Source organism: Kribbella sp. NBC_00359, assembly GCF_036097425.1.
Lineage (GTDB): Bacteria > Actinomycetota > Actinomycetes > Propionibacteriales > Kribbellaceae > Kribbella.
This window is the reverse complement of sequence record NZ_CP107975.1, coordinates 7,399,303-7,423,826: the sequence shown is the minus strand read 5'-3', so window position 1 is coordinate 7,423,826 and position 24,524 is coordinate 7,399,303. Positions and strand designations below refer to the sequence as shown.

The window sequence follows — 24,524 nt, the reverse complement described above, 5'->3', positions numbered from 1 at the left end:
GAGGAGTGAACGTGTCGGAAGTCAAGGTCCATCTGATCGGCGTCGAGGGCGAGGCTGAGCGGAGTGTGACCGAGACGACGACGATCGGGGAGCTGTTCGCCGGGATCTTCGGTCAGGACCGCTCCGCCATCGCCGCCCGCGTCAACGGTGAGCTGCGGGACCTGTCCCGGGTGGTCTCCGACGGCGACCAGATCGAGCCGGTCAAGGCGGCGTCCGAGGACGGCCGGGCGATCATCCGGCACTCGACCGCGCACGTGCTCGCGCAGGCCGTCCAGGACCTGTTCCCGGAGGCGAAGCTCGGCATCGGCCCGCCGGTGCAGAACGGGTTCTACTACGACTTCGACGTGCCCACGCCGTTCACGCCCGAGGACCTGGGCAAGCTCGAGAAGAAGATGCAGCAGATCATCAAGGAGCGGCAGCGGTTCAGCCGCCGGGTGGTCTCCGACGACGACGCGCGGACCGAGCTGGCGAGCGAGCCCTACAAGCTCGAGCTGATCGGCATCAAGGGCTCCGCGGCCGACGCCGCCGAGGGCGCGAGTGTCGAGGTCGGCGGCGGCGAGCTGACCATCTACGACAACGTCCGGCGCGACGACTCGGTCGCCTGGAAGGACCTGTGCCGTGGTCCGCACGTCCCCGCAACGGGCTACTTGGGCAACTTCAAGCTGATGCGGACGGCCGCGGCGTACTGGCGCGGCAGCGAGCGGAACCCGCAGCTCCAGCGGATCTACGGGACGGCGTGGGAGTCCCGCGACGAGCTGAAGGCGTACCTGACCCGGCTCGAGGAGGCGGCCAAGCGCGACCACCGCAAGCTCGGCAGTGAGCTCGACCTGTTCAGCTTCCCGGACGAGATCGGCTCCGGCCTGGCGGTGTTCCACCCGAAGGGCGGCGTGCTGCGGAAGGTGATGGAGGACTACTCCCGCCAGCGCCACGTCGAGGACGGGTATGAGTTCGTCTACTCACCGCACATCACCAAGGCCCAGCTGTTCGAGACCTCGGGTCACCTGGACTGGTACGCCGACGGCATGTACCCGCCGATGCACCTGGACGAGGAGCGCGGTGCGGACGGGCAGATCCGCAAGCAGGGCCAGAACTACTACCTGAAGCCGATGAACTGCCCGATGCACAACCTGATCTTCGCCGCCCGCGGCCGGTCCTACCGGGAGCTGCCGCTGCGGCTGTTCGAGTTCGGCACGGTCTACCGGCTGGAGAAGTCCGGCGTCGTGCACGGCATGACCCGGGCCCGCGGCTTCACCCAGGACGACGCGCACATCTACTGCACCCGTGAGCAGATGCGCGACGAGCTGCGCGACCTGCTCACGTTCGTGCTCGGCCTGCTCGCCGACTACGGCCTGGACGACTTCTACCTCGAGCTCTCCACCAAGAACCCGGACAAGTTCGTCGGCTCCGACGAGGTCTGGGACGAGGCCACCGAGACCCTGCGGGAAGTTGCCGAGGGCTCCGGTCTCGAGCTGGTCCCGGACCCGGGTGGCGCCGCGTTCTACGGCCCGAAGATCTCGGTCCAGACCAAGGACGCGATCGGCCGGACCTGGCAGATGTCGACGATCCAGCTGGACTTCAACCTGCCGGAGCGGTTCGAGCTGGAGTACACCGCGCCGGACGGGTCCCGGCAGCGGCCGGTGATGATCCACCGTGCGCTGTTCGGGTCGATCGAGCGGTTCGTGGCGGTGCTGACCGAGCACTACGCCGGCGCCTTCCCGCCCTGGCTGGCCCCGGTCCAGGTGATCGGCATCCCGATCACCGACGGCCACGTGGACTACCTGTACGACGTCGCCGCGCAGCTGAAGGCGCTCGGGATCCGGGTCGAGGTCGACTCGTCCGACGACCGGATGCAGAAGAAGATCCGGAACGCGCAGAAGTCCAAGGTGCCGTTCATGCTGATCGCCGGTGACGACGACATGGCCGCCGGGTCGGTGTCCTTCCGGTACCGCGACGGCACGCAGAAGAACGGCGTACCGATCGCCGACGCTGTCGCCGAGATCGTCGAGGCCGTCCAGAAGCGCGTCCAGGTATGACGGGAACCCCCGACCAGCCGTCCTCCAGCGATGTACCTGACTCGCCGTACGCGCCGGACGAGGTCGTGCTGCAGGACGGGGTCGGGGTGCCGGACGAGTTCCTGCGGTTGTGGACGCCGCATCGGATGGCGTACATCGAGGGGGAGAACAAGCCGACCAGCTCGGCGGCCGGGTCGGGGTGCCCGTTCTGCCGGCTGCCGGGGTTGCCGGACGCCGAGGCGCTGATCGTGCACCGGGGTGAGGCGGCGTACGCGGTGCTGAACCTGTACCCGTACAACCCCGGTCACCTCATGATCGTGCCGTACCGGCACGTGGCCGACTACACCGAGCTGACCGCCGAAGAGGTCACCGACGTCGCCACGCTGACCCGGCAGGCGATGCACGCGGTCCGTACGGTCTCGGGCGCGCACGGCTTCAACATCGGCATGAACCAGGGCGAGATCGCCGGCGCCGGGATCGCGGCCCACCTGCACCAGCACGTCGTACCCAGGTGGGCCGGCGACACCAACTTCATGCCGGCGATCGCGCACACCAAGGTCCTGCCGCAGTTGCTGCCCGACACTCGGGCCCTGCTCGCCAAGTCCTGGCCGACCGAGCCCTGACCTGCGGATCGCCCCGCCTCAGCCAAGGCGGGGCGACCGCGATGGATCACTCGCCGGCGAGGTTGGGGTCGGTGAAGTTCTTCCAGTGGAAGTAGACGGGGTCGGTGAAGGTGCCCGGCACCTTGCCGAGTCCCTTGATCACCGTGGCCGTCCCGTTCGCGTGCCCGACCGAGTACAGGTAACCCGAGCCGGTGTCCTTGTCGATGCCGAGCAGCAGCGTGCCGGAGCCGCACGGCGCCGCCACCAGCGACTCGAACCCCTGCCAGGTCGAACCGCGGACCTGCTTCACGACCCCCGGGATGATCTGGCCACCGGCCAGCGGCAACCGCGCCGTGTAGAGCTTGCCGCTGGTCAGCGTCATCAGGAACGTGTCGTACGTCGGCGTCTGGCTGATGAGCGTCATCGCTTTGACGCCCTTGTAGCCGGACTGCCACCCGGTGATCCGGCGAACCGGATGACCGCTCGAAAAGGTCACGTTCCGCCGGTAGATCGTCCCGTCGACATGCAGCGAGTAGTCCGTCTCCCGTGATCCGCTCGCGATGTCGACGTACGACGTGTCGAGCGTCCGGTAGACGCCCCAGCCGCCGCCGATCCGGGTGACGGCCTTCTCGGTCACCGGGGCGCCGCCGCCGCGCGGGGTCCGGTAGGTCGACTCGTAGAACGTCGAGCCCATGATCACCGAACCGCTGTGGAAGTCGGTGCTGTTGATGCTGGCCCCGAACTGCTGGGTCGCGCTGAGCCGGACGCCACCGTCCGGGTAGATGTCCTTGGCAACCATGTTCAGTGTTTGTCGGGGGTTGGATGCCGGACTACACCAGAAAGTTGCCGCGGGTCTGTTCAGCGCAGGAACAAGGGCAGCAGCGGGTCGACGATGCCGGTCAGGGCGTCGAGGGAAACGACGCGCGGCGGGTTGGTCAGGCCGGTGACCCGGACGACCCGGCGGCCCTGGCGGAAGACGAGTTCGCCCGCCTCGGGCAGGTAGTAGCCCGGCTGGCCGATCGGGGCGAGCCGGGGCGGGGGCACCCGCTCGGCCTCCGGGATGCTCGGCTGGTCGAACGCCTCGACGATCGACACGGTCGCGTCGAACGTCCCCCAGATGCAGGTCAGCGCGCCCTTGACCCGGTAGTCCCGCCGCAGCTGCACGCTCAACCCGACGAACCGCTCGGCCGCCGAGTTCGACAGCTGACACGCCGGGTCCGCCTGTCGCGCCGGCCGCAGGTTCCCAGGTACGGCGTCCCGCGCGGCAACCGCGATCGTGAGAGCCTTCTCCCGGTCGATCCCGTCCAGAGCACCGCTGTCGAGCCCACCGGCCGGGGTGATCCGGACGGCCCGGTCACCGGTGATGAAGACGAGTTGCGAGTCGGCGATCAATGCCTGCGGCCCGAGCTCGGGCAGCGCCTGGATGGTCGCGGCGCCGTGCATGAGGCGGGTGAGCGCGTCGGGCTGGCTCGGGAGCGCGCTGACGCCGATGGTCACCCTGCGGTTCTTGACGAACAGGGTGCAGAGATCCATGGACGGCAGGCCGCCGTCGTTCCAGGCGTTGGGTTTCGCGGTGACGGGGACGCGGAGTTTCGCGGTCAGCGTGCCGGTGATCGCCGTACACACCTGTGGTCCGGGGGCGCCCGCCGTACCGTCCAGGCCTTCGGCCTGCGGGGGAGCGACGACGGTCGGGACGACGGTCGGCAGCGGCGTGATCCGCGGCGGGGACTCGTTGGCCTTTCGCGCGACCGAGCACCCGACGGCCGCGATCAGCACGGCCAGCACACCCGCCAGCACGCTCCGGCTCCGGGCCCGCATCCACTCACCTCCTGCCGCACTGCCTCCAGGATCGCGCGAATGGAGGCCTTTCGCAGGCGGAATCGGGTGGCTTGTCACCTGAAGGTGATCCGGCTGGACTACGATCGCGTCGCCATGCTTAACAGATTCCGGCAGTTCTGGACCAAGGTGATCACGCCGATCGCCAACCTCCTGCTCAAGCTCGGCGTGAGCGCCGACGCGGTCACGCTCGTGGGCACCATCGGGGTGTGCGCCGGCGCGCTGATCTTCTTCCCGCGCGGCCAGCTCTGGCTGGGCGTCGTGGTCATCACCTGTTTCGTGTTCTCCGACATGATCGACGGGTACATGGCCCGGACGTCCGGGACGTCGTCGAAGTGGGGCTCGTTCCTCGACTCGACCCTGGACCGGATCGGCGACGGCGCGATCTACGGCGGCCTGGTGCTGTACTACGCCAACTCGCGGGCCGGCGACTCGACGCTGATGGCGGCGGTGACGCTGTGGGCGCTGGTGATGGGCGCGGTCACGTCGTACGCGCGGGCCAAGGCCGAGAGCCTCGGACTGAAGGCGAGCGGCGGTCTGGCCGAGCGCGCGGACCGGCTGGTGTTCACCCTGATCCTGGCCTTCTTCTCCGACGTCCTGAACCTCCCGATCCTGCTGGAGATCGTGCTGTGGGCGGTCGCCGTCGCGAGCACGATCACCGTGATCCAGCGGTCGCTCGGGGTCCGCAAGCAGGTCCTGGCCGACCCGGCCAACGCCGGCCTGGACACGCCGCCGCCGGCCGAACCCGACGCGCAGAGCTGAGGATGGGCGGCCTCCGTCAGCGGGCGGTCGATCTGGCGTTCGCGCTCGCCTGGGCGCTGGTACGACGCCTGCCCGAGCGGACCGTCACGTGGTTGTTCCACCAGGCCGCGGACCGCGTCGTACGCCGGAACGGGCGCGGCGTACGGCGGTTGCGCAGCAATCTGGCCGTGGTCCGTCCGGACGCGACCGAGGCGGAGCTCGACGCGCTGACGCGGGCGGGGATGCGGTCGTACCTGCGCTACTGGCAGGAGGCGTTCCGGCTGCCGGAGTGGAGCGACGAGGAAATCGTCGGGCGGGTCCGGACGGTCAACGAGAAGCTGGTGCGCGATGCGTACGCTGCTGGCCGCGGAGTGATCTGCCCGCTGCCGCACCTCGCGAACTACGACCACGCAGGCGCCTGGGCAGGCCTGACCGGGATGCCGGTGTCGACCGTGGCCGAGCGTCTGCAGCCCGAGTCGCTGTTCGATCGCTTCATCGCCTACCGGAAGAAGCTCGGCATGGAAGTCCTCCCGCTGACGGGCGGTGACGAGGACGTCATCGGCGTACTCGCGGAACGCCTGCGCGCGGGCGGATTCGTCTGCCTGGTAGCCGACCGGGATCTGTCCGAGCGGGGCGTCCCGGTGACGTTCTTCGACCGTCCGTCCCGGATGCCGGCTGGTCCGGCCGCGCTGAGCCTGCGGACAGGTGCACCGGTCATCCCGGTGACCCTGCACTACGACGGGCCTGACCTCGTCATCACCTTCCACGACGCCATCGACCCCGACGGCGGCATGGCCGCGATGACGCAGCGCTGCGGGGACGCGTTCGCCCAGGGGATTGCGGCACATCCGCAGGACTGGCACATGCTGCAGAGGATTTTCCTGGACCAGTAAGAATCGTTCCGTGAGGATCGGTGTGGTGTGCCCCTACTCGCTGGGCACGCCCGGCGGGGTGCAGAACCACGTGCGCGACCTCGCCGAGGCGCTGCTGGCGCTGGGCCACGAGGTGTCGGTCCTGGCTCCGGTCGACGACTCCGACGCGGCTCCGCCGTACGTCGTCTCGTCCGGCCGCGCGGTCGGGGTCCCGTACAACGGGTCGGTCGCCCGGGTCACCTTCGGGCCGCGCACGGCCGCCCGAGTCAAGAGCTGGCTGGCCGAGGGCGACTTCGACGTCGTCCATGTGCACGAGCCGACCACGCCGAGTGCGTCGATCATCGCGCTCTGGTCGGCCGGGGGACCGTTCGTCGCGACGTTCCACACCTGGCAGGTCCGGTCGCGCGCGATGAGTGCGGCGGCCGGTCTGCTCCGGCCGGCGCTGGAGAAGATCGACGCCCGGATCGCGGTCTCGGAGAACGCCCGCTCGATGATGGTCCAGCACATCGGCGGCGAGGCCGTGGTGATCCCGAACGGGCTCTACACCGCTCACTTCAAGGGGAGTCCGCGGCGGGAGTGGCTGGGCGCCGACGGCACGATCAGCTTCCTGGGCCGGCTGGACGAGCATCGCAAGGGCCTCGGCGTTCTGATGAGGGCTGTGCCGACGCTGGTCGCCGAACGTCCCGGTCTGAAGGTCCTGGTCGCCGGCGCCGGTCAGGCCGACGAGGCCCGCCGCCTGCTGCCGGCGCACTGTCGCGACAACGTCCTGTTCCTGGGCGCTGTCGATGACGAGGCTCGCGCGGACATGCTGGCCGGTTCGGATCTGTACATCGCGCCGCATCTGGGCGGTGAGAGCTTCGGCATCGTCCTGCTCGAAGCCATGGCCGCCGGGGCGCCTGTGCTGGCGAGTGATCTGGCCGCCTTCCGCCAGGTGCTCGACGGCGGCCGGCTGGGGGAGCTGTTCGAGCCAGGCGACGTGGGTGAGCTCACCACTCGTGCACGGCGGCTGCTCAGCGCTCCGGACGAGCGTGAGAAGCTCCGCGCCGCGGGACTGAGCGCCGTAAGGCGCTATGACTGGGCGGTGTTGCTCCCGGAGTTGCTGTCCGTCTACGAGCTGGTCGCCCGGCGGTAGCGCTCGGCCAGTCGCTGGAGGTAGTCCGTCAGCTCAGGCGGGCCGTCCCGTACGACGAAGTCCGCGTCGAGCAGGCCCAGGTGGACCGCCAGGCTCTGGACCGAATCAGCGCCCGTCTCGAAGAGGCAGCTGGAGTCGTCCAGCGGCTCGACCGTGCCTGCGGCCGGCGTCAGGTGAGCGGCGAGATCAGCCGCGGATCGCTGAACGACGACCGACGCCTGGTAGCGCCAGGCCGCCGCGGACACCCGTCGAGACACGTACGCCGCGACGTCGCCGTCCTCCGGCAGCTCCCGGGGACCGAACCGCGGACCGGTCGGAATGCGCGGCTGCACCCTGTCGACCCGGAACGTGCGCCAGTCCTGCCTCTCCAGGTCGAACGCCACGAGGTACCAGCGCCGGCCCCAGTTGACCAGCCGATGCGGCTCTACCCGTCTGAGCGTCGACTCGCCGCCGTGAGCCGAGTAGTCGAAGCGCAACTGCTCCCTGTCCCGGCAGAGCCCGGCCAACTGGGTGAGCAGCTCCGGATCGACCTGCGGACCCTCGACGTCCGGCGGGACCTGCACGGTGTAGCTCGCAAGTGCATTGACCCGCCTGCGCAGCCTCGACGGCAGCACCTGCTCCAGCTTGGTCAGAGCCCGCAGCGACATCTCCTCGACGCCCGCCACACCCGCAGCCTTGCGGAGGCCGACAACGACCGCCACAGCCTCGTCGTCGTCCAGCAACAGCGGCGGCAGCGTCCCGCCGGCGCCCAGCCGGTAGCCGCCGACAGAGCCGCGCGTGGCGTCGACCGGGTAGCCGAGCGCTCGCAGCCGCTCGATATCGGTGCGGACCGTCCGCGGACTCACCTCCAGCTTCTGAGCGAGCTCAGCGCCCGTCCAGTCCCGTGGCGACTGCAACAAGGTCAGCAGCTTCAGCAACCTGGCCGAGGTCTCGATCATGTCCGGAAGTCTGCCAGGTCATTAGGAAGGGAACCCGCCTAATGGACTCCTAGCGTTGAAGCATGACGAACAACACCGAGATCCAGCCCTTCCGCATCGACATCCCGCAGGCCGACCTGGACGACCTCCGCGATCGGTTGACCCGGACCCGCTGGGCCAACGAACTCGAGCTCGACACCACGAACGCAGTACAGACCGGACCGCTCCCGCCCGAGTGGGAGTACGGCGTACCGCTGGCGTACGTCCAGCGGCTCGTCGAGCAGTGGCTGACGACGTACGACTGGCGGAAGTGGGAGGAGCGGCTGAACTCCTATCCGCAGTTCGTGACCGAGATCGACGGCCAGACGATCCACTTCCTGCACGTCCGCTCGGCCGATCCGGACGCGATCCCGCTGATCCTGACGCACGGCTGGCCGAACACGGTCCTCGAGTACGTCGACCTGATCGAACCGCTGACCGCGCCGGCCAACGGGGAGCAGGCGTTTCACCTGGTCATCCCGTCGATCCCCGGGTTCGGCTTCTCCGGCCCGACCCACGAGAAGGGCTGGAACCGGTACCGCACCGCGGCCGCCTGGGCCGAGCTGATGCGCCGGCTCGGGTACGAGCGGTACGGCGCCCACGGCAACGACGGTGGTTCGTACGTGTCCCCGGAGGTGGGGCGGGTCGATCCCGAGCATGTGATCGGCGTGCACGTGACGCAGTTGTTCTCGTTCCCGAGCGGGGACCCGGCCGAGCTGGAGAACCTGACCGAGGAGGAAGCGGGGTACCTGCAGTTCCTGCAGTACTTCAACGATAACCTGGGAGCGTACGCGAAGCTCCAGGAGCAGTCGCCGCAGAACGTCGCCCACGCGCTGGCCGACTCGCCGACCGGTCAGTTGGCGTGGGTAGCGCAGTTGCTCAGCGGGTGCAGCGACGAGCACGTGCTGACCAACGCGACCATCTACTGGCTGACGAACACCGGTGCGTCCTCGGCCCGCTTCTACTTCGAGGACAAGCACGCCGAGCACCCGAAGGAGCCGACCACCGCGCCGACCGGGCTCGCCAGCTTCGCCTTCGACTTCCGGCCGCTCCGGCGCTTCGCCGAGCGCGACCACGCGAACATCGTGTCCTGGCACGAGTTCGACCGCGGCAGCCACTGGGCAACACAGGACGCCCCCGACCTGTTGCTGCAGGACCTGCGCGACTTCTTCGCGTCGATCAGCGGCGATCGCGGAACGCGTTGAGGAGTGCGCTGCGGGCGTCAGCCGGCAGTGCGTCGGCGGGGAGATCGGTGAGGGCCCGCGACGTCTGGCGGATCTGGTCGAGGTAGCGCTCGCAGCCGTCGCACAGGGGGAGGTGGTCGACGAAGTCCTGCTCGGCTTCGGTGCTCAGGGCGCCCTCGAGGAACGCCGTGACCTGCTCGACGAACTCACGGCACTCGAGGTCGCTCATGAGTCATCACCTTCCCGTCGGTAGTACTCCTCCAGTTTGCCGCGCAGGAATGCGCGCGCCCGGTGCAACAAGACCCGCTGGTTGGCCGGCGTGATCCCGAGCAGTTCACAGACCTCGTCGTACGGGCAGCCCTCGATGTCTCGCAGTACGACGACCAGGCGCTGGCGCTCGGGGAGTTCGGCCAGGGCCTCGGTGAGGTGGCTGCGGACCTCCGTGGTGAGCAGGCCTTGCTCGGGGGACGGCCAGGCCGGCGGGAAGTCCCACCAGTGACCGGGGAAGGGATCGTCCGCCGGCCGGAAGCGGCTCGGGTCCACGGTCGGGCCGCTGTCGTCGACGCTGCTCATCGGGACGACCTTGTGCTCGCGGACGCCGCGCCGCTTGGCCGTGTTGGTGAGGATCCGGTAGACCCAGGTCTTCAGCGACGACCGGCCTTCGAACCGGTCGATGCCCTCGATCACCGCGAGCCACGTCTCCTGGACGACGTCCGCGGCCGATTCCTCGGTCGACACGAACGACCGGGCCAGCCGTAGCATCCCGCCGGACCATCCGTCCAGGAGCACCCCGAACGCGTCCTCGTCCCGGGCGCGCAACCGCTCCAGGAGGGCGTCGTCCGTCATCGGCTCAGCGTAGTGCGTCAGCATGCCGCTGAACCCAGACCAGCGCGGCCCCGCCGAGCGCGACCGCAGCGGTGATCATCCAGCCGGACACGTACACCCCGGCATGCTTGCTCACGGCACCGAATACGAGCGCGAACGGCGTGAACAGCATCCACGAGACCGCACTGATCCCGGACGCCACACCGGTCCGGATCGTCGACGGTACGGCGTCGTGCAGCAGGCGACTGAGGTGGATGCCGATCACCACGAGCAGGAAGGTCAGCGCGGTCATCGCGGCCGTCAGCGCGGCCAGGCTGCGGCTCGTGGTCATCGTCACGCACGCCGCGAGCATCGTCAGTACGACGGCCGCGAGCGGGAGCGGTCGCTCGAGGTGGATCCGGTTCGCGAGCAGGCCGCCGATGCCGAGCGTGCCGACCAGGAGCGCCCAGAACGGGCCGTAGTACCCGGCCTCGGTCTTCAGCGTGATCAACCACAGCGGCCCGAACTCGAACATCGCCTGCAGGATCATCGCGGCCATCACCGTCGCTGCCGCGATCGGGATCAGCCGGCCGCGGTCGGTGATCGCGCGGTAGGTGACTCGGAGGTGGTCCCGGAGCGGGGTGCGCTCGGCGGTCTGGTGCAGCTTGGGTTCACGCAGCCGGGTCAGGGCGACGAGGTAGAGGAGTGCGAACGGCAGGGTGAGGAAGTAGGTCGCTCGGGGCGAGAGGGCTGCGGCGATCCAGCCGCCTGCGAGGGCGCTGCCTACGAGGGCGACGCTCTCGACGAAGCGGACCCGGCCGATCCGGCGCTCGTACTCCGCGCTGTCACCGGTCTCCTCGAGCACGACGTCGTACACGATCGCCTCGACGGTTCCGGAGTACATCGCGAAGTAGATCCCGAGGATGAGCGCCGCCACGATGTACGTCGCCACGTTCTGGCTCACCGCACCGATGAAGACGCTCACCGCCAACGCGACGCCCGCCACCATGAGTACCCCGCGCCGCGACCACCGGTCCGCAAGTACGCCGGACACGACCTCGGCCAGTGGTGTCATCGCGGCGTACGCGGCGGCCATCAGCCCGATGGATGCCGCATCGAACCCGATGCCGGTCATGAACAGCTTCTCGACCGGCACCCAGAAGCCCACCCCTTGCAGGAAGGCGGCAACCCAGAGGGGCCTCAGCCGCACAGCCACCCCAGCGCGGAGCGCGAGGACCTCGTCTGACCGGGTTGTGGTTGCTGCGTTCGGCATGACAACTCCAGGGCTGGTTAGTGCGGACTGCCCTGCAGTGTCGTGGGGGTAGGGAAGTGTTACACCAGCTTCGCGGCGGTGGCGTTGATCTGGTCGAAGTCGCCCGGGGTCGGGTGCCACGGGAGTCGGAGCGGGTCGTCCTGGTAGCGGGGTATGACGTGCAGGTGGGTGTGGAAGACGGACTGCCACGCGGCCGCCCCGATGCAGCTGAGGAGGTTGGCGCCGTCGGCGTCCAGGCGCTCGATCACCCGGCCGACCAGCGACTGCGCGAGCAGGGTCGCCGCGGTCAGATCCTCGGCGTCGGCCGTCCGCAGGTCGGTCGAGTGCGCTCGCGGGATCACCAGCAGGTGCCCGGCCGTCGCGGGATTGATGTCCATGAAGGCGATCGCCCGGTCGGTCTCGGCCACCCGCGTCGACGGAATGGTGCCGGCCACGATCCCGCAGAACAGACAGTTCTCGCTCATCGCACCAGGCTAGTGCCCGCCACGTCGGTGCCGGCCAGGAGGAAACGGGGGGAGGATTCGGCCCAGGTTATACACTGCGCGAGCCGAACCCTGCCCGCCGAGGAGCCCCATGCCGGACGAACTGTTGCGCCCGACGATCGGCGCCGGTGTGGACATGTCGGTGCGTCCGTGGCGGCTGATGTCGCAGGCGTACGTCGCCTTCTTCGGCGGCGTGGTCGGCTCGACGATCATCGCCTCGCTGAACGCCCGCCGCCTCGGCGTGGATGCGGCCAAGCGCCGCCTCATCGTGCTCATCGGCGCCGGCGGCCTCGTGGCCGTGATCGCGGTCTTCACCCTGCTGAACGGCGACGACGACCTCGCGTCCGGTTTCGGCGTCGGCATCCGCGTCGTGGCCATCCTCACCTGCCTCGCCCAGCTCCGGGTCCAGCGCCCGATGGACCGCGCGTTCCAACTCCGCGGCACCGACTACGGCTCGCTCTGGTGGCCGGGCATCGCGGCCACGATCGGCGGCGCGATCGCCGAAGCCCTGATCCTGCTCGTCGCTGCGAGGGTGTTGTGAACGAACCGACTGAGGCCCGCCTCCGGATGGCCGGCCACTGGCTCCAGATCGGCCACCCCGAGCGCACCCTGGACGAGCTCCAGGGCCTGACGGGTGGCGCGGCCCTCGACTACCGCGCGTACCTGTTCCGCGGCGCCGCTCTGCACACCCTCGACCGGAACGCCGAGGCCATCGACGTACTCCGCGAGGGCCTGGCCCAGCACGGCCCCTTCCCGCAGCTACTCCAGGTCATGGGCTCCTCGTTGCGTTCCGAGGGCCGCCTCCCCGAAGCCGAGGCCGCCTTCCTCCAGGGCCTGAGCCTGGACCCGAACGACCCCGACCTCCTGATCGGCTACGCCCGCGTCTGCCTCGCCGCCGGCCAGGCCGAGAAGGCGAGCGCTCTCGTCGAGCGCGCCGCCTCGCACGCTCCCGAGAGCGCCGCCGTCTCCGCCGCCCGCGCGCAGGTCGCGTTCGCCCTCGGCAACGACCGCGACATGCACCGCCACAGCACCGACGCCCTGTCCCACGACCCCGAGGACCCGAACGCACGGGCCCTGCACGGTACGGCGTCGATGCTCACCGGCGACTCGCGATCCGGGTACACCTCGCTCGCCTCCGCGGCAGCGGCCCAGCCGGGCGACGCGGATCTGCGTGCTGCTGCTCGTCAGGCCAAGCTGATCAACCATCCGTTGATGCTGCCGCTGCGGCCGTTCGCGCGGCTCAACCCGCTGGTCGTCTGGATCGGCGCGGTTGCGATCATCTACGGTCTCCGGATCGCCGGCCTGGGTCCGCTGTCGTTCGCGTTCGCGATGATCTGGCTGGGCTTCTGCGTGTACTCCTGGGTGGTCCCACCCCTCGTCCGCCGCTGGCTCAACAGAAAGTGGGGAGCCTGAATGACCAACGATCGGATTGTCGCGTTGCGGAAGGCGGTCGAGGCCAACCCGGACGACGTCCTGCTGCGGCTCGTCCTGGCCGAGTCGCTGGTGACTGCCGGTGACACCGACGAGGCGCTCGACCAGTACGTCGTACTCCTCGATCAGCAAGGGCTTCCGGACGATCAGTTCGTGCCGGTCGGCGAGCTGGCGGCGGCGAACGGGCGGCTTGCGCTGCTGCGGAGCCTGCTCGAGGCGGCCCGCCTGCAGGGCGTGGTCGAGGGGACCGGTCGGCTGCAGCAGCTCGTCGACGGGATGATCGCGGAGCGCAGCGGGGTGCGGATCAAGGTCGGTCCCGAGGCAGAGACGCCGTACGACGTGGAGACGCCGAAGGAGACCACCACCTTCGACCAGGTCGGGGGCATGGAGGAGATCAAGCGGGTCATTCACCGGATGGTCATCCTGCCGCTGAGCCGCCCGGAGCTGTACGAGAAGTACGGGCGCAAGTCGGGCGGCGGCGTGATGCTCTACGGCCCGCCTGGCTGCGGGAAGACGTTGCTGGCGCGGGCGACCGCGGGGGAGTGCGGTCTCCCGTTCGTCAACGTCCGGATCGAGGACGTGATGGACCCGTACCTCGGCGTGTCCGAGCGCAACCTGCACGAGGCCTTCGAGCGTGCGCGCGCGAACGCGCCGTGCGTCCTGTTCCTCGACGAGCTCGACGCACTGGCCTTCGCCCGGCACAAGCACGGCGGATCCGAGGCCCGCCGGCTGGTCGACGTACTCCTCCAGGAGCTCGACGCGATCGGCTCCGAGAACGAGGGCCTGCTCGTCCTCGCCGCGACCAACGCGCCCTGGGACGTGGACGAGGCGATGTTGCGTCCCGGCCGGTTCGACCGGGTGATCTTCGTGCCGCCGCCGGACGAGCCCGCGCGGGCCGACATCCTGTCCGTGCTGGTGAAGGACGTGCCGGCCGACGGACTGGATCTGAAGGCGCTCGCCGGTCAGACGCCGATGTTCAGCGGCGCGGACCTGCGCGCGCTGATCGAGCGCGGCGTCGACCGGGTGATCGACGAGGCGCTGGCCGGCGGTGGCGAGCCGCCGCTCGCGATGCGGCACCTGACCGAGGCGCTGCCCGCGATCAAGCCGTCGACACTCGACTGGCTGCACCGCGTCCGCTCGTACATCGAGTTCGCCAACCAGAGCGAGCGGTACGACGACGTCGCGGCGTACCTGAAGTCCCGCGACGTCCGCCGCCGGCTCAGCCGCGACACCAAGGGCTGAGCCGGCTCACAGTCGTCAGGTCGCCTTCACCTTCGCCGCTGCCGACTCCGGCATCGGCTCGTACCGGGAGAACTGCCGGCTGAACGAGGCCGAGCCATGTGACAGCGACCGCAGGTCGATCGTGTAGCGGGTGATCTCCACCTGCGGAACCTCGGCCTTCACGAGCGTCCGGTCGTCGCCGACCTTGTCGGTCCCGAGCAGCCGCCCGCGCCGGCCGGACAGATCGCTCATCACCGTGCCGACCAGGTCGTCCGGCACCAGCACCGACACCAGATCCACGGGCTCCAGCAGGTTCACCTTGGTCGCGGCCGCGGCCTCGCGCAAGGCCAGCCCGCCGGCCATCTGGAACGCCATGTCGGACGAGTCGACGCTGTGCGACTTCCCGTCCAGCAGCGTGACCCGGATGTTCACCATCGGATACCCGGCGTGGACCCCCTTCTCCATCTGCGCCCGGACGCCCTTCTCGACGCTCGGGATGAACTGCCGCGGCACCGCGCCGCCGACCACCTTGTCGACGAACTCGAAGTCGGACCCCTGCGGCAGCGGCTCCACCTCGATGTCGCAGACGGCGTACTGGCCGTGGCCACCGGACTGCTTGACGTGCCGCCCGTGGCCCTTCGCCTTCCCGCCGAACGTCTCCCGCAGTGGCACCCGCAACTCCACGGTGTCCACGGTCACGCCGTACCGGTTGGCCAACGCGTCGAGCACGACGTCGGAGTGGGCCTCACCCATGCACCAGAGCACGATCTGGTGGGTCTCCGGGTTCTGCTCGATGCGGAGCGTCGGGTCCTCGGCCGCCAGCCGCTGCAACCCGCCACTCAGCTTGTCCTCGTCGGTCTTCGCGTGCGCCTGGACGGCGATCGGCAGCAACGGCTCGGGCATCGTCCACGGCTTGAGCAGCAGTGGATCAGCCTTGTCGGACAGCGTGTCGCCGGTCTCCGCCCTGGTCAGCCGCCCGATCGCGCACAGATCGCCCGCGACCACGGCCGCCGCCGGCCGCTGGACCTTGCCCAGCGGGAACGACAGCGTGCCGATCCGCTCGTCCTCGTCGTGATCGGTGTGCGAGTTCTGCTCACCGAAGAAGGACGTGAAATGGCCCGACACGTGAACCGTCGTGTCGGGCCTGATGGTGCCGGAGAACACCCGCACCAGGCTGACCCTGCCGACGTACGGATCCGACGTCGTCTTCACCACCTCGGCCAGCAGTGGCCCGTCCGGGTCGCAGGTCAGGCCCTTGCGCGCCACACCGTGTGGGCTGAACACCTCGGGCAGCGTGTGCTCGAGCGGCGACGGGAACCCGCTGGTCGCGACCTCGAGCAGCTCGAACGTGCCGACCCCGGACGCGCTGCAGACCGGGATGACCGGGAAGAACGAGCCGCGTGCGACGGCCCGCTCGAGGTCGTCGATCAGCACCTTCTGGTCGATCTCCTCGCCCTCGAGGTACCGATCCATCAGAGACTCGTCCTCGGACTCCTCGATGATGCCCTCGATCAGGGTGCCGCGCAGTTCCTCGATCTGGTCGTCGTACGACGACTCCGGGGCCGAGGTCGAACGTTTGCCCCCGGCGTAGCCGTAGTACGTCTGGGAGAGCAGCCCGATCAGCCCGTCACCAGCGGGCAGGTAGAGCGGCAGCACCTTGTCGCCGAACGCGGCCTGCGCGGTGGCCAGCGCGTTCTGGTAGTTGGCGCGGGCATGGTCGAGTTTGGTGACCACGACGGCCCGCGGCATCCCGACCTGGTCGCACTCCTGCCACAGCGCCTTGGTCGGCTCGTCGACGCCCTCGCTCGCCGAGATCACGAACAGCGCGCAGTCGGCGGCGCGGAGTCCGGCCCGCAGTTCGCCGACGAAATCGGCGTACCCGGGGGTGTCGATCAGGTTCACCTTGACGCCGTCGTGCGGCAGCGAGGCGAGCGACAGGCCCACCGAGCGCTGCTGCCGGACCTCGGCGTCGTCGAAGTCGCACACCGTGGTTCCGTCCAGGACGGTGCCGGGTCTGTTCAGGACGCCGGAGGCCACCAGCAAGGCCTCGACGAGAGTGGTCTTGCCGGCTCCGGACGGGCCGACGAGCACCACGTTGCGGATGGCGTCCGGGCTGTCCACAGCGGGCGCGGCTCCGGTGCCTTGGGAAGTGTTCGCCTTGTCTGCCATGACGTTCCTCCTGGTCCACCCACCATTCCCCCAACGGCCACTTCGCACAAGAGTCTTCACGTTCCGGATTCGCCTGACCCGTCAGCCGCTGCCCCCGGCGGGCCGCCTCCCACCGGCGGACCCCCGCCGTCGGTACTGTCACAGCATGCGTAGGGCACTTCTCACCGCGATCGCCATGCTCGTCACGGCGCTGGCCTTGGCCGGCTTCGCGCTTCCCGCGTCGGCCGCCAGTGGCGACGAGGTGAAGAACTTCACGATCGACTACACCGTGACCCCTGACGGCGTGCTGCAGGTGAAGGAGACCATCGCCTACACCTTCGGAAGCACCGGCCGGCACGGCATCTACCGCGACCTGGTGACCCGGGAGCCGTACAAGGACGACGATTCGAAGGACCAGAAGTACGAAGTCTCGAACGTCAAGGTGTCCGCGAGCCCGGGCGTGTCCAGCGAGTTCAGCACCGAGACGACGTCGTCCAACCAGGGCCGGTACGAGACGATGCGGATCAAGATCGGCTCGGCGAACAAGACGATCTCCGGGTACGACGCGACGTACGTGATCACGTACGACGTCCGCGGCGCGCTCCGGCATTTCGGGGACCACAGCGAGCTCTACTGGGACGCGACCGGATCGGCCTGGGACGCCGAGCTCAAGCGGGTCGACGTGAGCGTCACTGTGCCGGAAGGTGTGCAGCAGACCCAGTGTTTCCGGGGGACCGCCGGCTCGACGCAGAACTGTGTGAACACCGTGAGCGACGGCAAGGGGATCTTCGGCGCTGCCAACCTCGCTCCGGGCGAGCAGATGACCATCGTCGCCGGGATCAAGGCCGGCGTGGTCAGCAACGACGCGCCGATCGTGGTCGACCCGCCGAGCTGGATGGAGCGGAACGGCGTGACCTGGCCCGCGCTGGCGGGCTCGGCCGCGGTGAGCCTGGCCGCGATCGCCGCGGCGGTGCTGTACTCGCGGAACGGGAACAAGGATCAGCGGTTCGCGGGGATGCCGCCGGGCACGTTCCCACCGAGCGGAGTCGCGGCCGAGCCCGTGAAGGACGACCTGACCGAGGACCAGATCCCGGTCGCGTTCGCGCCGCCGCGGATCCCGGTGGCCGAGGGCGGCCTGCTGATCGACGCGAAGGCGACCACCACGGAGACAGCCGCAACGCTGATCGACATGGCGGTGCGTGGCGGCATACGGATCGAGAGCACGGGGAAGAAGCAGAAGGCCGTGCTGCTGAACCCAGCGGTTGCGACGGCGCCGCACGAGCAGGTGCTGATGTCGGGACTGTTCCCGTCGCTGCAGCCGGGGTCGGAGATCAAGTTGCGCCGCGGCAAGGTGGGTGACCACACGATGCAACAGGCGCACGACGGGATGATCGCGGCGCTGCGGGATCAGGTGAAGCAGCGTGGGTGGTATCTGCGGATGCCGCGGGCGGGCGGCGGCTCGGTGTTCAAGAACGGCTTCGGCTGCGCGTGCATGGGGATGATTGCGATCTGGGTGTTCGGGGCCGGGCTGGCCGGGACGATCACTGGTGCGGCGACCGGTGGGCTCGGGCGCGCCGTCGTGATCGGGATCCCGGTGGTCGCCGTACTCGTTGCCGTCGGCATCTGGATCGCGAAGCGCGGCAAGGGGCAGCGGAACCCGGCCGGCCGGGCGGTCGCGGACCAGCTGATCGGGTTCCGGAAGTACCTGGCCACCGCGGAGGCCGATCAGCTGCGGTTCGAGGAGGGGGAGGACATCTTCAGCAAGTACCTCCCGTGGGCGATCGCGTTCGAGCTGGCGGACCGCTGGCAGAAGGTCTGCGAGCAACTGGTCGCCGCCGGCCGTCTGACTCCTGACCCGTACTGGTACAGCGGCCCGTCGTACTACACCTCCGGCTGGACCGCCGGCCTGGTCGGCTCCACCCTCGCCCACAGCTTCGACCCGCCGCCGGCTCCGGCCAGCAGCGGCGGAGGCGGCGGCAGCTCCTCCGGCTTCAGCGGCGGCTCCTCCGGCGGCGGCGGGGGGGGCGGTGGAGGCGGCGGCAGCTGGTAGGAACTCAGACCGCGCCACCGGCAGCCGGGGGCGCGGTCGGGTCGTTGCCTGAGTCGCCGACCACCTCGCGGGCCAGGAAGTCCTCGAGGTGGAACAGGTTGTCACCGGCCCGCTTCGCGACGTTGACCAGCGTCTTCATCGCGGCGACCTCCTCGACCTGTTCCTTGAGGAACCACTGCATGAACTGCTCGCCGACGTAGTCGCTCTCGTCCCGCGCGGTCCGGGCCAGCGTCTCGATCTGCTTGGTGACGGTGATCTCCTGCGCCAGCGCGAGCTCCAGCGGCTCGAGCGCGGTCTTGAAGTCCGACTCAACCTCGCCGACCGACGGGATCTGCGGCCGGATGTCCTTGTCCAGCAGGTATTGCACCATCATCATCGCGTGGTTGCGTTCTTCCAGCGCCTGCTTGTAGAAGTGCCCGGCCAGCTGCGGCAGGTCCTGATCGTCGTACCAGACAGCCACCGCCGTGTACTGCTGGGACGCCGTGAATTCGTTACGGATCTGTTCGTGCAGAAGTTTTTCGTACGTGCTCATCCCGTCAATCTAGTGGGCACGACCGGATTCCACATCGTTGGGGAGCCTCCCCTAACCGGCTCGATTCCGTCCCAGTTCGGCCACCTCGGTGTCGCCGCCGGGCAGGCTGATCCGGACCGTCGTCCCGTCCACCGCGACATCGATGCCCTCGGCAAGCGCTTCCGGCCGGAGCGCATCCCGGATCAGCAGTACGGCGCTCACCAGCACCAGCGGATCGCCGTGGTGCGGAGCCGTCAGGTACGGCGTCGCCGAGTGCACACCGAACGGGTTCGCCCCCAGACCCCGGTGCACACCGGCCTCGTCGTACCCGTGCAGTCCGACCACCGCGGACAGCAAGCCGTCGTCGTTCCGCGCCGACGCCGTCCGTGCTCCAGCGGTTGCCTCAGGCAAGGACTCGCCGGCGACCGCGAAGCCGCCGCTGCGCACCATCGACCCGGCCGGTCCTTCGACGAGTGCACACCGGATCTCCCAGCCATCGTGGACGACCGACGCGGTCTCGATCCGCCACGGTCCGTCCGAGCCGAGCCACGCCTTGTGCCACGAGGACGCCGTACGCCCACTGACCGCGATTCGCCGGATCCGCCCACGCGAGCTCGACCGGCCATCCGCGTCGACCAGCGAGATCAGGTTGTCGATGTGCGGCGCGTGGTCGGACAGCTCCGGCCCGGCGTGGTTCGCGTACGCCAACCGGTTGTAGTGCGGGTCGCCCTCCGGCTCCACACCCTCGGGCTCGGCGACCGGCGCGTGGTCGGCGCCATGGTTGACCAGTTGCACGATCTGGTCGTGCCGGCTCGCGTGCACGATCCACCCCGGCGCCGGCATCGCCCGTACCTGATCCGCGTCGTCCAGCGGGATCGAGTCCTCAGGATCCGTCCACACCGGGTGGTCCGGCGGCAGCACCAGCCCGATGAACCCCTTCGACGCCCAGTACGGCGAGCCAGGCCCGGAGTACTGCTGTGTCGTCGGCAGGAATGTGTCATACCACCCCAGCGTCAGCAGACCACGCTCATCCGGCACACCGTGCTGCACGAAGTGCCGTGCGATCCCCGAGCACAGCCGCCGCGTCTGTCCGGGCGACAGGGGAGTGGCGTCCAGCAGCGCTCCCATCCAGTACGGCGTCGCAGCGGCCATCCGGTAGGTCAGTGAGCGGCCCTGGTAGATCGGTGCGCCGTCGTTGCCGACCAGATGCACCGCGTCTTCCAGGAACAGGCTCAACCGCTCGCGATACAGCTTCAACCGGTCCTCGTACGCCGCACCCGGCGTGGCAGCCGCCATCCGGGTCCACAGCGCCGGGTAGAGGTGCATGGCCCAGCCGATGTAGTTGTCGAAGTTCTGCCCGTCGCCGTCGGAGTACCAGCCGTCGCCGACGTACCAGTCCTCGATCCGGTCCAGCCCGCCGTCGATGTCCTCCTGCGAGTACGGCGCTCCGACCGACGCGAGGAACTGCTCACTCACGACCTGGAACAGCCGCCAGTTGTTGTCGTGCGTGGTCGACCCGTTGAAGCCACCCAGCCACTCCGCGACGTGTTCCTGCGCTCGGTTGTCGAGCCGGTCCCAGATCCACTCCCGCGTCTCGTGCAGGGCGACCGCGATCGCCGCCGCCTCGACCATCTGCTGGGAGCGCGGGGTGAGCCGCAGCCACGCCTCGGGGTGGTCCGGATTCGCTCCGTTCGCGACACCCCGCGCGTACCGCTCGATCAGCTCCTCGCAGCCCTTGCCCCGCACGCCGGCAATCCGGAAGGCGGCCAGCATGAACGACCGCGCAAACCCTTCCAACGCGTCAGACGCCGTACCCGATCGACTCGGCCGCCCAGGCAATGCGATCAGCGACGCGCCGGGGGAGAAGTACGGCACCAGCGAATCAAGCAAGTGATCCGCCAACGCCTCCCAGTGCGCGCGACTCCACCCCGTCTGGCGGGACAGAACACGATCGGTATCAGGCAGTACTAGGCGTGTCATGGGGCCTCCCGGTCTGGACTGAGGAGTGGAGGGAGCGAAGCGACTGGAGCGACGAGGGAAGACCGGGAGTTAAAGCCCCATGACCGCCGCGCCGGAGGCGCGGCCAAAAGCACTGTCATGCGAGCCTTCCAAGTTCGGTGGGGCTGATGGCGTGCAGTAGTGGCCGGCCGGTGGCGAGGCGTTCGAGCTCGCTGACGGCGAGTTCGCCGAGGCGGGCGATTTCGTTGCCGACGGCACCGGCGACGTGCGGGGTGACGAAGACGTTCGGCAGGTCGAGCAGTGGCGAGTCCGGCGGCAGCGGCTCGGGATCGGTCACATCGAGGACGGCGTCGATCCGGCCGGATACGCATTCGCGGACCAGGGCTTCGGCGTCGACGATCTTGCCGCGGGCGGTGTTGATCAGGACCGAACCGTCCCCGAGCAGGCCGAGCAGGCGGGCGTCGACCAGGCCGACGGTCTCCGGGATCAGCGGTGCGTGCACGCTGAGGATCTCACTCCGACGGAAGAGCGTGTCGTTGTCGACCAGCTCCGCGCCGAGCTCGGCCGCCTCGGCCGCGGTCAGGTACGGATCGCTGATCAGCACCTGCAGGTCGAACCCGCGCAGCCGCTCGGTCACCATCCTGGCGATCCGCGACGCGCCGAGCAGGCCGACCGTCGTACCGTAGTTGCCCGGCATCCCGTGCGGGTCCGCCTTCCGCCGCTCGATCCGGTACTGCGCGGCCAGCCGGAACGCCCGCTTCCCGGCGAGCACGATCGCGGCGACGGTGAACTCGGCCACCGGCAGCGCGTTCGCGGTCGCCGCTGACGACACCTGGATCCCGCGGTCGAACGCGGCCGGGTCGACGATCGCCTTCACCGAGCCGGCCGCGTGCAGGATCGCTTGCAGCTTCGGCGCCGCGTCGAGCACCTCGGGCCCGATCCGCGGGCAGCCCCAGCCGGTGAGCAGTACGTCGACCTCCGGCAGCGCGGCGCGGATCGCCGGGTCGGCCAGGAAGCTGGTCCCGGGACCGACGGGGAGGACGGTCGCGGCCGCCTGCAGGCGCTGCCGGACGCGCGGGATCAGGACACGCTCCCGGCTCGCGTCGCTCATCGCCAGCATGACGGTCAGGGCGGAGTCTGGTTCGCTGCTCACGACAGCCAACTTAGCAAGCGCTTTCCAAGGTGTCTTCCCGAGTGCCGAATCTTGGAAGATGCTGAAAGTTCCGGACGGTCGGAATGTGGGCCCGCATCTCAGGCGTTAACAGGTGAGAGGGCAGGATAGAGGAGCCTACCCGCCCTGTTGGCCACTGTGTGAAGGAGACGACCATGCTGCGACCGGACGACCTCTACGAGATCGTCGACGAGTCGGTGGCGACCGGCCCGGCGGCGACGCCGAAGGTGCTGGTGCATTCGCTGGACGGGTTCATGGACGCGGGGCAGGCGGGCCGGGTCACGGCCGACCACCTGCTCGAGGTGCTGGACAACCGGCTGCTCGCGCGGTTCGACATCGATCTCCTGCACGACTACCGGGCGCGGCGGCCTGAGGTGACGTTCGCCGAGGACCGGTTCATCGACTACACACCGCCGCACCTGAGCCTGCATCTGCTCACCGACGACGCCGGTGTCGAGTTCCTGCTGCTCGAAGGTGTCGAGCCGGACAACCAGTGGGACCGGTTCGCCGGCGCGGTCCGCCAGCTGATCGAGCTGTACAACGTGACGCTGACGGTCGGCGTCCACGGCATCCCGATGGGCGTCCCGCACACCCGTCCGCTCGGCCTGACCGCGCACGCGACCCGGCCCGAGCTGGTCACCCGCTCGAACATCTGGGACGGCGAGATGCGGCTGCCCGCGAGCGCCGGCACGATGCTGCAGGTGCGCCTGGGCGAGGCCGGCAAGGACGCGATGGGCTTCGCGGTCCACGTGCCGCACTACCTGGCCGAGAACCGCTTCCCGGGTGCCGCGCTGGCCCTCGTGCACGCGATCTCCGCCGCGACAGGCCTGCTCCTCCCTAGCAAGGCCCTGCTCGACGAGGCCGCCGTCACCGGCCGGCTTGTCGACGAGCAGGTCGAGGCATCGGAGGACGCGAGCGCGGTGGTGAACGCCCTCGAGACCCAGTACGACGCAGCCGCGGGCTCCCTGAGCCGCAAGAGCCTCCTGGCCGACTCCACCCCGTCGGCCGAAGAGCTCGGCGCCGAGGTCGAACAGTTCCTGGCCGAACTCAACCGCAACGACGACGAGTAACCCGGCCACCAGCCAGGACGGCAACTCCGCCGACCGCGGCGGGGCGTTGGTCCCAGCGCTCGGACAACGGGCGGGGCTCGGACAGGTTCTGGGGGCCTGGGGCAGGTTGTTTCTTGTCCCAGGCCCCCGGTTCTTGGGCGAGGCCCCGCCTGTCAGGATGAGGCATGCCTGAGTCGCTGGAGGATCTGGTCGAGCTGCTCGACCTGGAGATGATCGACGTCGACCTGTTCCGGGGGCGTCAGCCCGACACGTCGATGCAACGGGTGTTCGGCGGCCAGGTGCTGGGTCAGGCGCTGGCCGCCGCGAGCCGGACCGTCGACCCCGAGCGCGTCGTGCACTCGCTGCACGGCTACTTCCTGCGCGCCGGCGACACCGCCGTACCGATCGTCTACCGCCCGGAGCCGACGCGCGACGGCGGCTCGTTCAGCAGCCGCCGCGTGGTCGCGTCGCAGAACGGGAAGCCGATCTTCTACATGTCGGCGTCGTTCCAGCGCCCCGAGCCCGGTCTCGACCACCAGGATCCGATGCCGGACGACGTCGTACCGCCTGAGGAGGCGCCGCGGCTGGCGACCGTCCTCGAGGCTCGGTCGGGCCGCTCGGCCGCCGACTGGGACAAGGAGTGGGCGGCCCTCGACGTACGCCTGGCCGGAGTCACCGGCCGCCAGTTCTGGATCAGGGCTGCTGGCAAGCTTCCTGACGATCCGGCCTTGCACGCTTGCGTTCTCGCGTATGCGAGCGACCTGACGTTGCTCGGGGCAAGCTTGCTGCCGCACGGCATCGTGATCGGCGACCGCCGGATCCAGCCCGCGTCGCTGGACCATGCGCTCTGGTTCCATCGCGAGTTCCGCGCCGACGAGTGGCTCCTCTACGACCAGGCGTCGCCGTCCGCCTCCGGTGCGCGCGGCTTCGCGACCGGCCGCCTCTACTCGGCCGACGGCCGTCTCGTCGCCTCGGTGGCCCAGGAAGGTCTCATCCGTCCCGTCGGCCTCGACCTGGACAAAGATCTGTAGAGCGGTCCAGTGAGCTCTGATATCGTGGAGGCATGTTGCAGCGCGCAGTAGTGACGACG

Annotated in this window: 23 protein-coding genes; 12 read left to right on the top strand and 11 right to left on the bottom strand. The window is 69.5% G+C overall.

Translation table 11 applies throughout. The annotated features are described in order from the left end of the window. Positions 1-11 precede the first annotated feature (11 nt). Positions 12-2,033 (top strand): threonine--tRNA ligase, encoded by a 2,022-nt coding sequence (thrS, locus tag OG876_RS36065; protein ID WP_328521190.1) that lies wholly within the window; start codon positions 12-14, stop codon positions 2,031-2,033. After that, positions 2,030-2,635 (top strand): HIT family protein, encoded by a 606-nt coding sequence (locus OG876_RS36060; protein WP_328521189.1) that lies wholly within the window; start codon positions 2,030-2,032, stop codon positions 2,633-2,635. The genes thrS and OG876_RS36060 overlap by 4 nt, the downstream gene beginning before the upstream one ends. A gap of 46 nt (positions 2,636-2,681) precedes the next feature. Here OG876_RS36060 and OG876_RS36055 read toward each other — a convergent pair whose 3' ends face one another. Together OG876_RS36055 and OG876_RS36050 are read right to left on the bottom strand one after the other, a co-directional pair. Further along, on the bottom strand, positions 2,682-3,413 hold the full coding sequence (locus OG876_RS36055; protein ID WP_328521188.1) for a hypothetical protein: 732 nt from the start codon (positions 3,411-3,413) through the stop codon (positions 2,682-2,684). Positions 3,414-3,472: 59 nt separating this feature from the next. Beyond that, entirely contained in the window at positions 3,473-4,432 is a 960-nt protein-coding gene (locus OG876_RS36050; RefSeq protein ID WP_328521187.1) for a hypothetical protein, read from the bottom strand. A 114-nt stretch (positions 4,433-4,546) separates the two neighbouring features. Here OG876_RS36050 and pgsA point away from each other — a divergent pair, with 114 nt between their 5' ends. Genes pgsA through OG876_RS36035 form a run of 3 tightly spaced genes read left to right on the top strand, consistent with a single transcriptional unit; the run spans position 4,547 to position 7,195 of the window. After that, positions 4,547-5,212, top strand: a complete 666-nt coding sequence (gene pgsA, locus OG876_RS36045; RefSeq protein ID WP_328521186.1) for a phosphatidylinositol phosphate synthase — start codon at positions 4,547-4,549, stop codon at positions 5,210-5,212. Positions 5,213-5,214: 2 nt separating this feature from the next. Continuing rightward, positions 5,215-6,084 carry a phosphatidylinositol mannoside acyltransferase gene (locus OG876_RS36040; protein WP_328521185.1) on the top strand — a complete coding sequence of 290 codons (870 nt, stop codon included), beginning with the start codon at positions 5,215-5,217 and terminating at the stop codon, positions 6,082-6,084. A 10-nt stretch (positions 6,085-6,094) separates the two neighbouring features. Then, positions 6,095-7,195, top strand: coding sequence for a glycosyltransferase family 4 protein (locus OG876_RS36035; RefSeq protein WP_328521184.1), 1,101 nt, complete (start codon positions 6,095-6,097; stop codon positions 7,193-7,195). On the opposite strand, the gene OG876_RS36030 is transcribed toward OG876_RS36035, so the two are convergent. Next, positions 7,171-8,133, bottom strand: a complete 963-nt coding sequence (locus tag OG876_RS36030) for a helix-turn-helix transcriptional regulator (protein WP_328521183.1) — start codon at positions 8,131-8,133, stop codon at positions 7,171-7,173. The genes OG876_RS36035 and OG876_RS36030 overlap by 25 nt on opposite strands. Before the next feature lie 62 nt (positions 8,134-8,195). Here OG876_RS36030 and OG876_RS36025 point away from each other — a divergent pair, with 62 nt between their 5' ends. Next, entirely contained in the window at positions 8,196-9,356 is a 1,161-nt protein-coding gene (locus tag OG876_RS36025; RefSeq protein ID WP_328521182.1) for an epoxide hydrolase family protein, read from the top strand. Here OG876_RS36025 and OG876_RS36020 read toward each other — a convergent pair. The 4 genes from OG876_RS36020 to OG876_RS36005 are packed head-to-tail and all read right to left on the bottom strand — an operon-like array spanning position 9,331 to position 11,876. Then, the gene (locus tag OG876_RS36020) at positions 9,331-9,564 is read right to left on the bottom strand and encodes an anti-sigma factor family protein (protein ID WP_328521181.1); all 234 of its coding nucleotides are present in this window, start codon (positions 9,562-9,564) and stop codon (positions 9,331-9,333) included. The two genes, OG876_RS36025 and OG876_RS36020, sit on opposite strands and share 26 nt — an antisense overlap. Further along, a complete protein-coding gene (locus OG876_RS36015; protein ID WP_328521180.1) occupies positions 9,561-10,181 on the bottom strand; it encodes an RNA polymerase sigma factor in 621 nt (206 codons plus the stop codon). The genes OG876_RS36020 and OG876_RS36015 overlap by 4 nt, the downstream gene beginning before the upstream one ends. Before the next feature lie 4 nt (positions 10,182-10,185). Beyond that, a complete protein-coding gene (locus tag OG876_RS36010; protein ID WP_328521179.1) occupies positions 10,186-11,412 on the bottom strand; it encodes an MFS transporter in 1,227 nt (408 codons plus the stop codon). 59 nt (positions 11,413-11,471) lie between these two features. After that, complete coding sequence (locus OG876_RS36005; RefSeq protein ID WP_328521178.1) at positions 11,472-11,876, bottom strand: HIT family protein; 405 nt, start codon at positions 11,874-11,876, stop codon at positions 11,472-11,474. Between the two features lie 109 nt (positions 11,877-11,985). Here OG876_RS36005 and OG876_RS36000 point away from each other — a divergent pair, with 109 nt between their 5' ends. Genes OG876_RS36000 through OG876_RS35990 form a run of 3 tightly spaced genes read left to right on the top strand, consistent with a single transcriptional unit; the run spans position 11,986 to position 14,567 of the window. Next, positions 11,986-12,435 (top strand): hypothetical protein, encoded by a 450-nt coding sequence (locus tag OG876_RS36000; RefSeq protein ID WP_328521177.1) that lies wholly within the window; start codon positions 11,986-11,988, stop codon positions 12,433-12,435. Next, positions 12,432-13,307: a tetratricopeptide repeat protein gene (locus OG876_RS35995; RefSeq protein ID WP_328521176.1), complete on the top strand. Its 876-nt coding sequence runs from the start codon at positions 12,432-12,434 to the stop codon at positions 13,305-13,307. Before OG876_RS36000 ends, OG876_RS35995 begins: the two co-directional genes overlap by 4 nt. After that, the gene (locus OG876_RS35990) at positions 13,308-14,567 is read left to right on the top strand and encodes a tetratricopeptide repeat protein (protein ID WP_328521175.1); all 1,260 of its coding nucleotides are present in this window, start codon (positions 13,308-13,310) and stop codon (positions 14,565-14,567) included. It begins immediately after the preceding gene. A 15-nt stretch (positions 14,568-14,582) separates the two neighbouring features. Here the strand turns inward: OG876_RS35990 and OG876_RS35985 are convergent, their stop codons facing one another. Beyond that, positions 14,583-16,715, bottom strand: a complete 2,133-nt coding sequence (locus tag OG876_RS35985) for an elongation factor G-like protein EF-G2 (protein ID WP_328521174.1) — start codon at positions 16,713-16,715, stop codon at positions 14,583-14,585. A 145-nt stretch (positions 16,716-16,860) separates the two neighbouring features. On the opposite strand from OG876_RS35985, the gene OG876_RS35980 reads away from it, so the two are divergent. Continuing rightward, positions 16,861-18,744, top strand: a complete 1,884-nt coding sequence (locus tag OG876_RS35980; RefSeq protein WP_328521173.1) for a DUF2207 domain-containing protein — start codon at positions 16,861-16,863, stop codon at positions 18,742-18,744. A gap of 4 nt (positions 18,745-18,748) precedes the next feature. Here the strand turns inward: OG876_RS35980 and OG876_RS35975 are convergent, their stop codons facing one another. From OG876_RS35975 to OG876_RS35965, 3 genes are all read right to left on the bottom strand, one after another. Next, positions 18,749-19,276: a ferritin gene (locus OG876_RS35975; protein WP_328521172.1), complete on the bottom strand. Its 528-nt coding sequence runs from the start codon at positions 19,274-19,276 to the stop codon at positions 18,749-18,751. A 51-nt stretch (positions 19,277-19,327) separates the two neighbouring features. Continuing rightward, a complete protein-coding gene (locus OG876_RS35970; protein ID WP_328521171.1) occupies positions 19,328-21,235 on the bottom strand; it encodes a DUF2264 domain-containing protein in 1,908 nt (635 codons plus the stop codon). Positions 21,236-21,350: 115 nt separating this feature from the next. Further along, the gene (locus OG876_RS35965) at positions 21,351-22,367 is read right to left on the bottom strand and encodes a hydroxyacid dehydrogenase (RefSeq protein ID WP_328521170.1); all 1,017 of its coding nucleotides are present in this window, start codon (positions 22,365-22,367) and stop codon (positions 21,351-21,353) included. A 173-nt stretch (positions 22,368-22,540) separates the two neighbouring features. Here OG876_RS35965 and OG876_RS35960 point away from each other — a divergent pair, with 173 nt between their 5' ends. Both OG876_RS35960 and OG876_RS35955 read left to right on the top strand, forming a co-directional pair. Continuing rightward, a complete protein-coding gene (locus OG876_RS35960; protein ID WP_328521169.1) occupies positions 22,541-23,455 on the top strand; it encodes a proteasome assembly chaperone family protein in 915 nt (304 codons plus the stop codon). A gap of 164 nt (positions 23,456-23,619) precedes the next feature. After that, positions 23,620-24,465 (top strand): acyl-CoA thioesterase, encoded by an 846-nt coding sequence (locus OG876_RS35955; protein WP_328521168.1) that lies wholly within the window; start codon positions 23,620-23,622, stop codon positions 24,463-24,465. Positions 24,466-24,524 lie beyond the last annotated feature (59 nt).

What these genes read in the sequence shown, in the direction of transcription:
- OG876_RS36010 (WP_328521179.1), bottom strand. Translation starts at nt 11,412, where the DNA reads ATGCCGAACGCAGCAACCACAACCCGGTCAGACGAGGTCCTCGCGCTC.
- OG876_RS36030 (WP_328521183.1), bottom strand. Translation starts at nt 8,133, where the DNA reads ATGATCGAGACCTCGGCCAGGTTGCTGAAGCTGCTGACCTTGTTGCAG.
- OG876_RS36000 (WP_328521177.1), top strand. Translation starts at nt 11,986, where the DNA reads ATGCCGGACGAACTGTTGCGCCCGACGATCGGCGCCGGTGTGGACATG.
- OG876_RS36040 (WP_328521185.1), top strand. Translation starts at nt 5,215, where the DNA reads ATGGGCGGCCTCCGTCAGCGGGCGGTCGATCTGGCGTTCGCGCTCGCC.
- OG876_RS36050 (WP_328521187.1), bottom strand. Translation starts at nt 4,432, where the DNA reads ATGCGGGCCCGGAGCCGGAGCGTGCTGGCGGGTGTGCTGGCCGTGCTG.
- OG876_RS36020 (WP_328521181.1), bottom strand. Translation starts at nt 9,564, where the DNA reads ATGAGCGACCTCGAGTGCCGTGAGTTCGTCGAGCAGGTCACGGCGTTC.
- OG876_RS35960 (WP_328521169.1), top strand. Translation starts at nt 22,541, where the DNA reads ATGCTGCGACCGGACGACCTCTACGAGATCGTCGACGAGTCGGTGGCG.
- pgsA (WP_328521186.1), top strand. Translation starts at nt 4,547, where the DNA reads ATGCTTAACAGATTCCGGCAGTTCTGGACCAAGGTGATCACGCCGATC.
- OG876_RS35970 (WP_328521171.1), bottom strand. Translation starts at nt 21,235, where the DNA reads ATGACACGCCTAGTACTGCCTGATACCGATCGTGTTCTGTCCCGCCAG.
- OG876_RS35975 (WP_328521172.1), bottom strand. Translation starts at nt 19,276, where the DNA reads ATGAGCACGTACGAAAAACTTCTGCACGAACAGATCCGTAACGAATTC.
- OG876_RS36055 (WP_328521188.1), bottom strand. Translation starts at nt 3,413, where the DNA reads ATGGTTGCCAAGGACATCTACCCGGACGGTGGCGTCCGGCTCAGCGCG.
- OG876_RS35980 (WP_328521173.1), top strand. Translation starts at nt 16,861, where the DNA reads ATGCGTAGGGCACTTCTCACCGCGATCGCCATGCTCGTCACGGCGCTG.
- OG876_RS35955 (WP_328521168.1), top strand. Translation starts at nt 23,620, where the DNA reads ATGCCTGAGTCGCTGGAGGATCTGGTCGAGCTGCTCGACCTGGAGATG.
- OG876_RS35985 (WP_328521174.1), bottom strand. Translation starts at nt 16,715, where the DNA reads ATGGCAGACAAGGCGAACACTTCCCAAGGCACCGGAGCCGCGCCCGCT.
- OG876_RS36060 (WP_328521189.1), top strand. Translation starts at nt 2,030, where the DNA reads ATGACGGGAACCCCCGACCAGCCGTCCTCCAGCGATGTACCTGACTCG.
- OG876_RS36025 (WP_328521182.1), top strand. Translation starts at nt 8,196, where the DNA reads ATGACGAACAACACCGAGATCCAGCCCTTCCGCATCGACATCCCGCAG.
- OG876_RS36005 (WP_328521178.1), bottom strand. Translation starts at nt 11,876, where the DNA reads ATGAGCGAGAACTGTCTGTTCTGCGGGATCGTGGCCGGCACCATTCCG.
- OG876_RS36015 (WP_328521180.1), bottom strand. Translation starts at nt 10,181, where the DNA reads ATGACGGACGACGCCCTCCTGGAGCGGTTGCGCGCCCGGGACGAGGAC.
- OG876_RS35990 (WP_328521175.1), top strand. Translation starts at nt 13,308, where the DNA reads ATGACCAACGATCGGATTGTCGCGTTGCGGAAGGCGGTCGAGGCCAAC.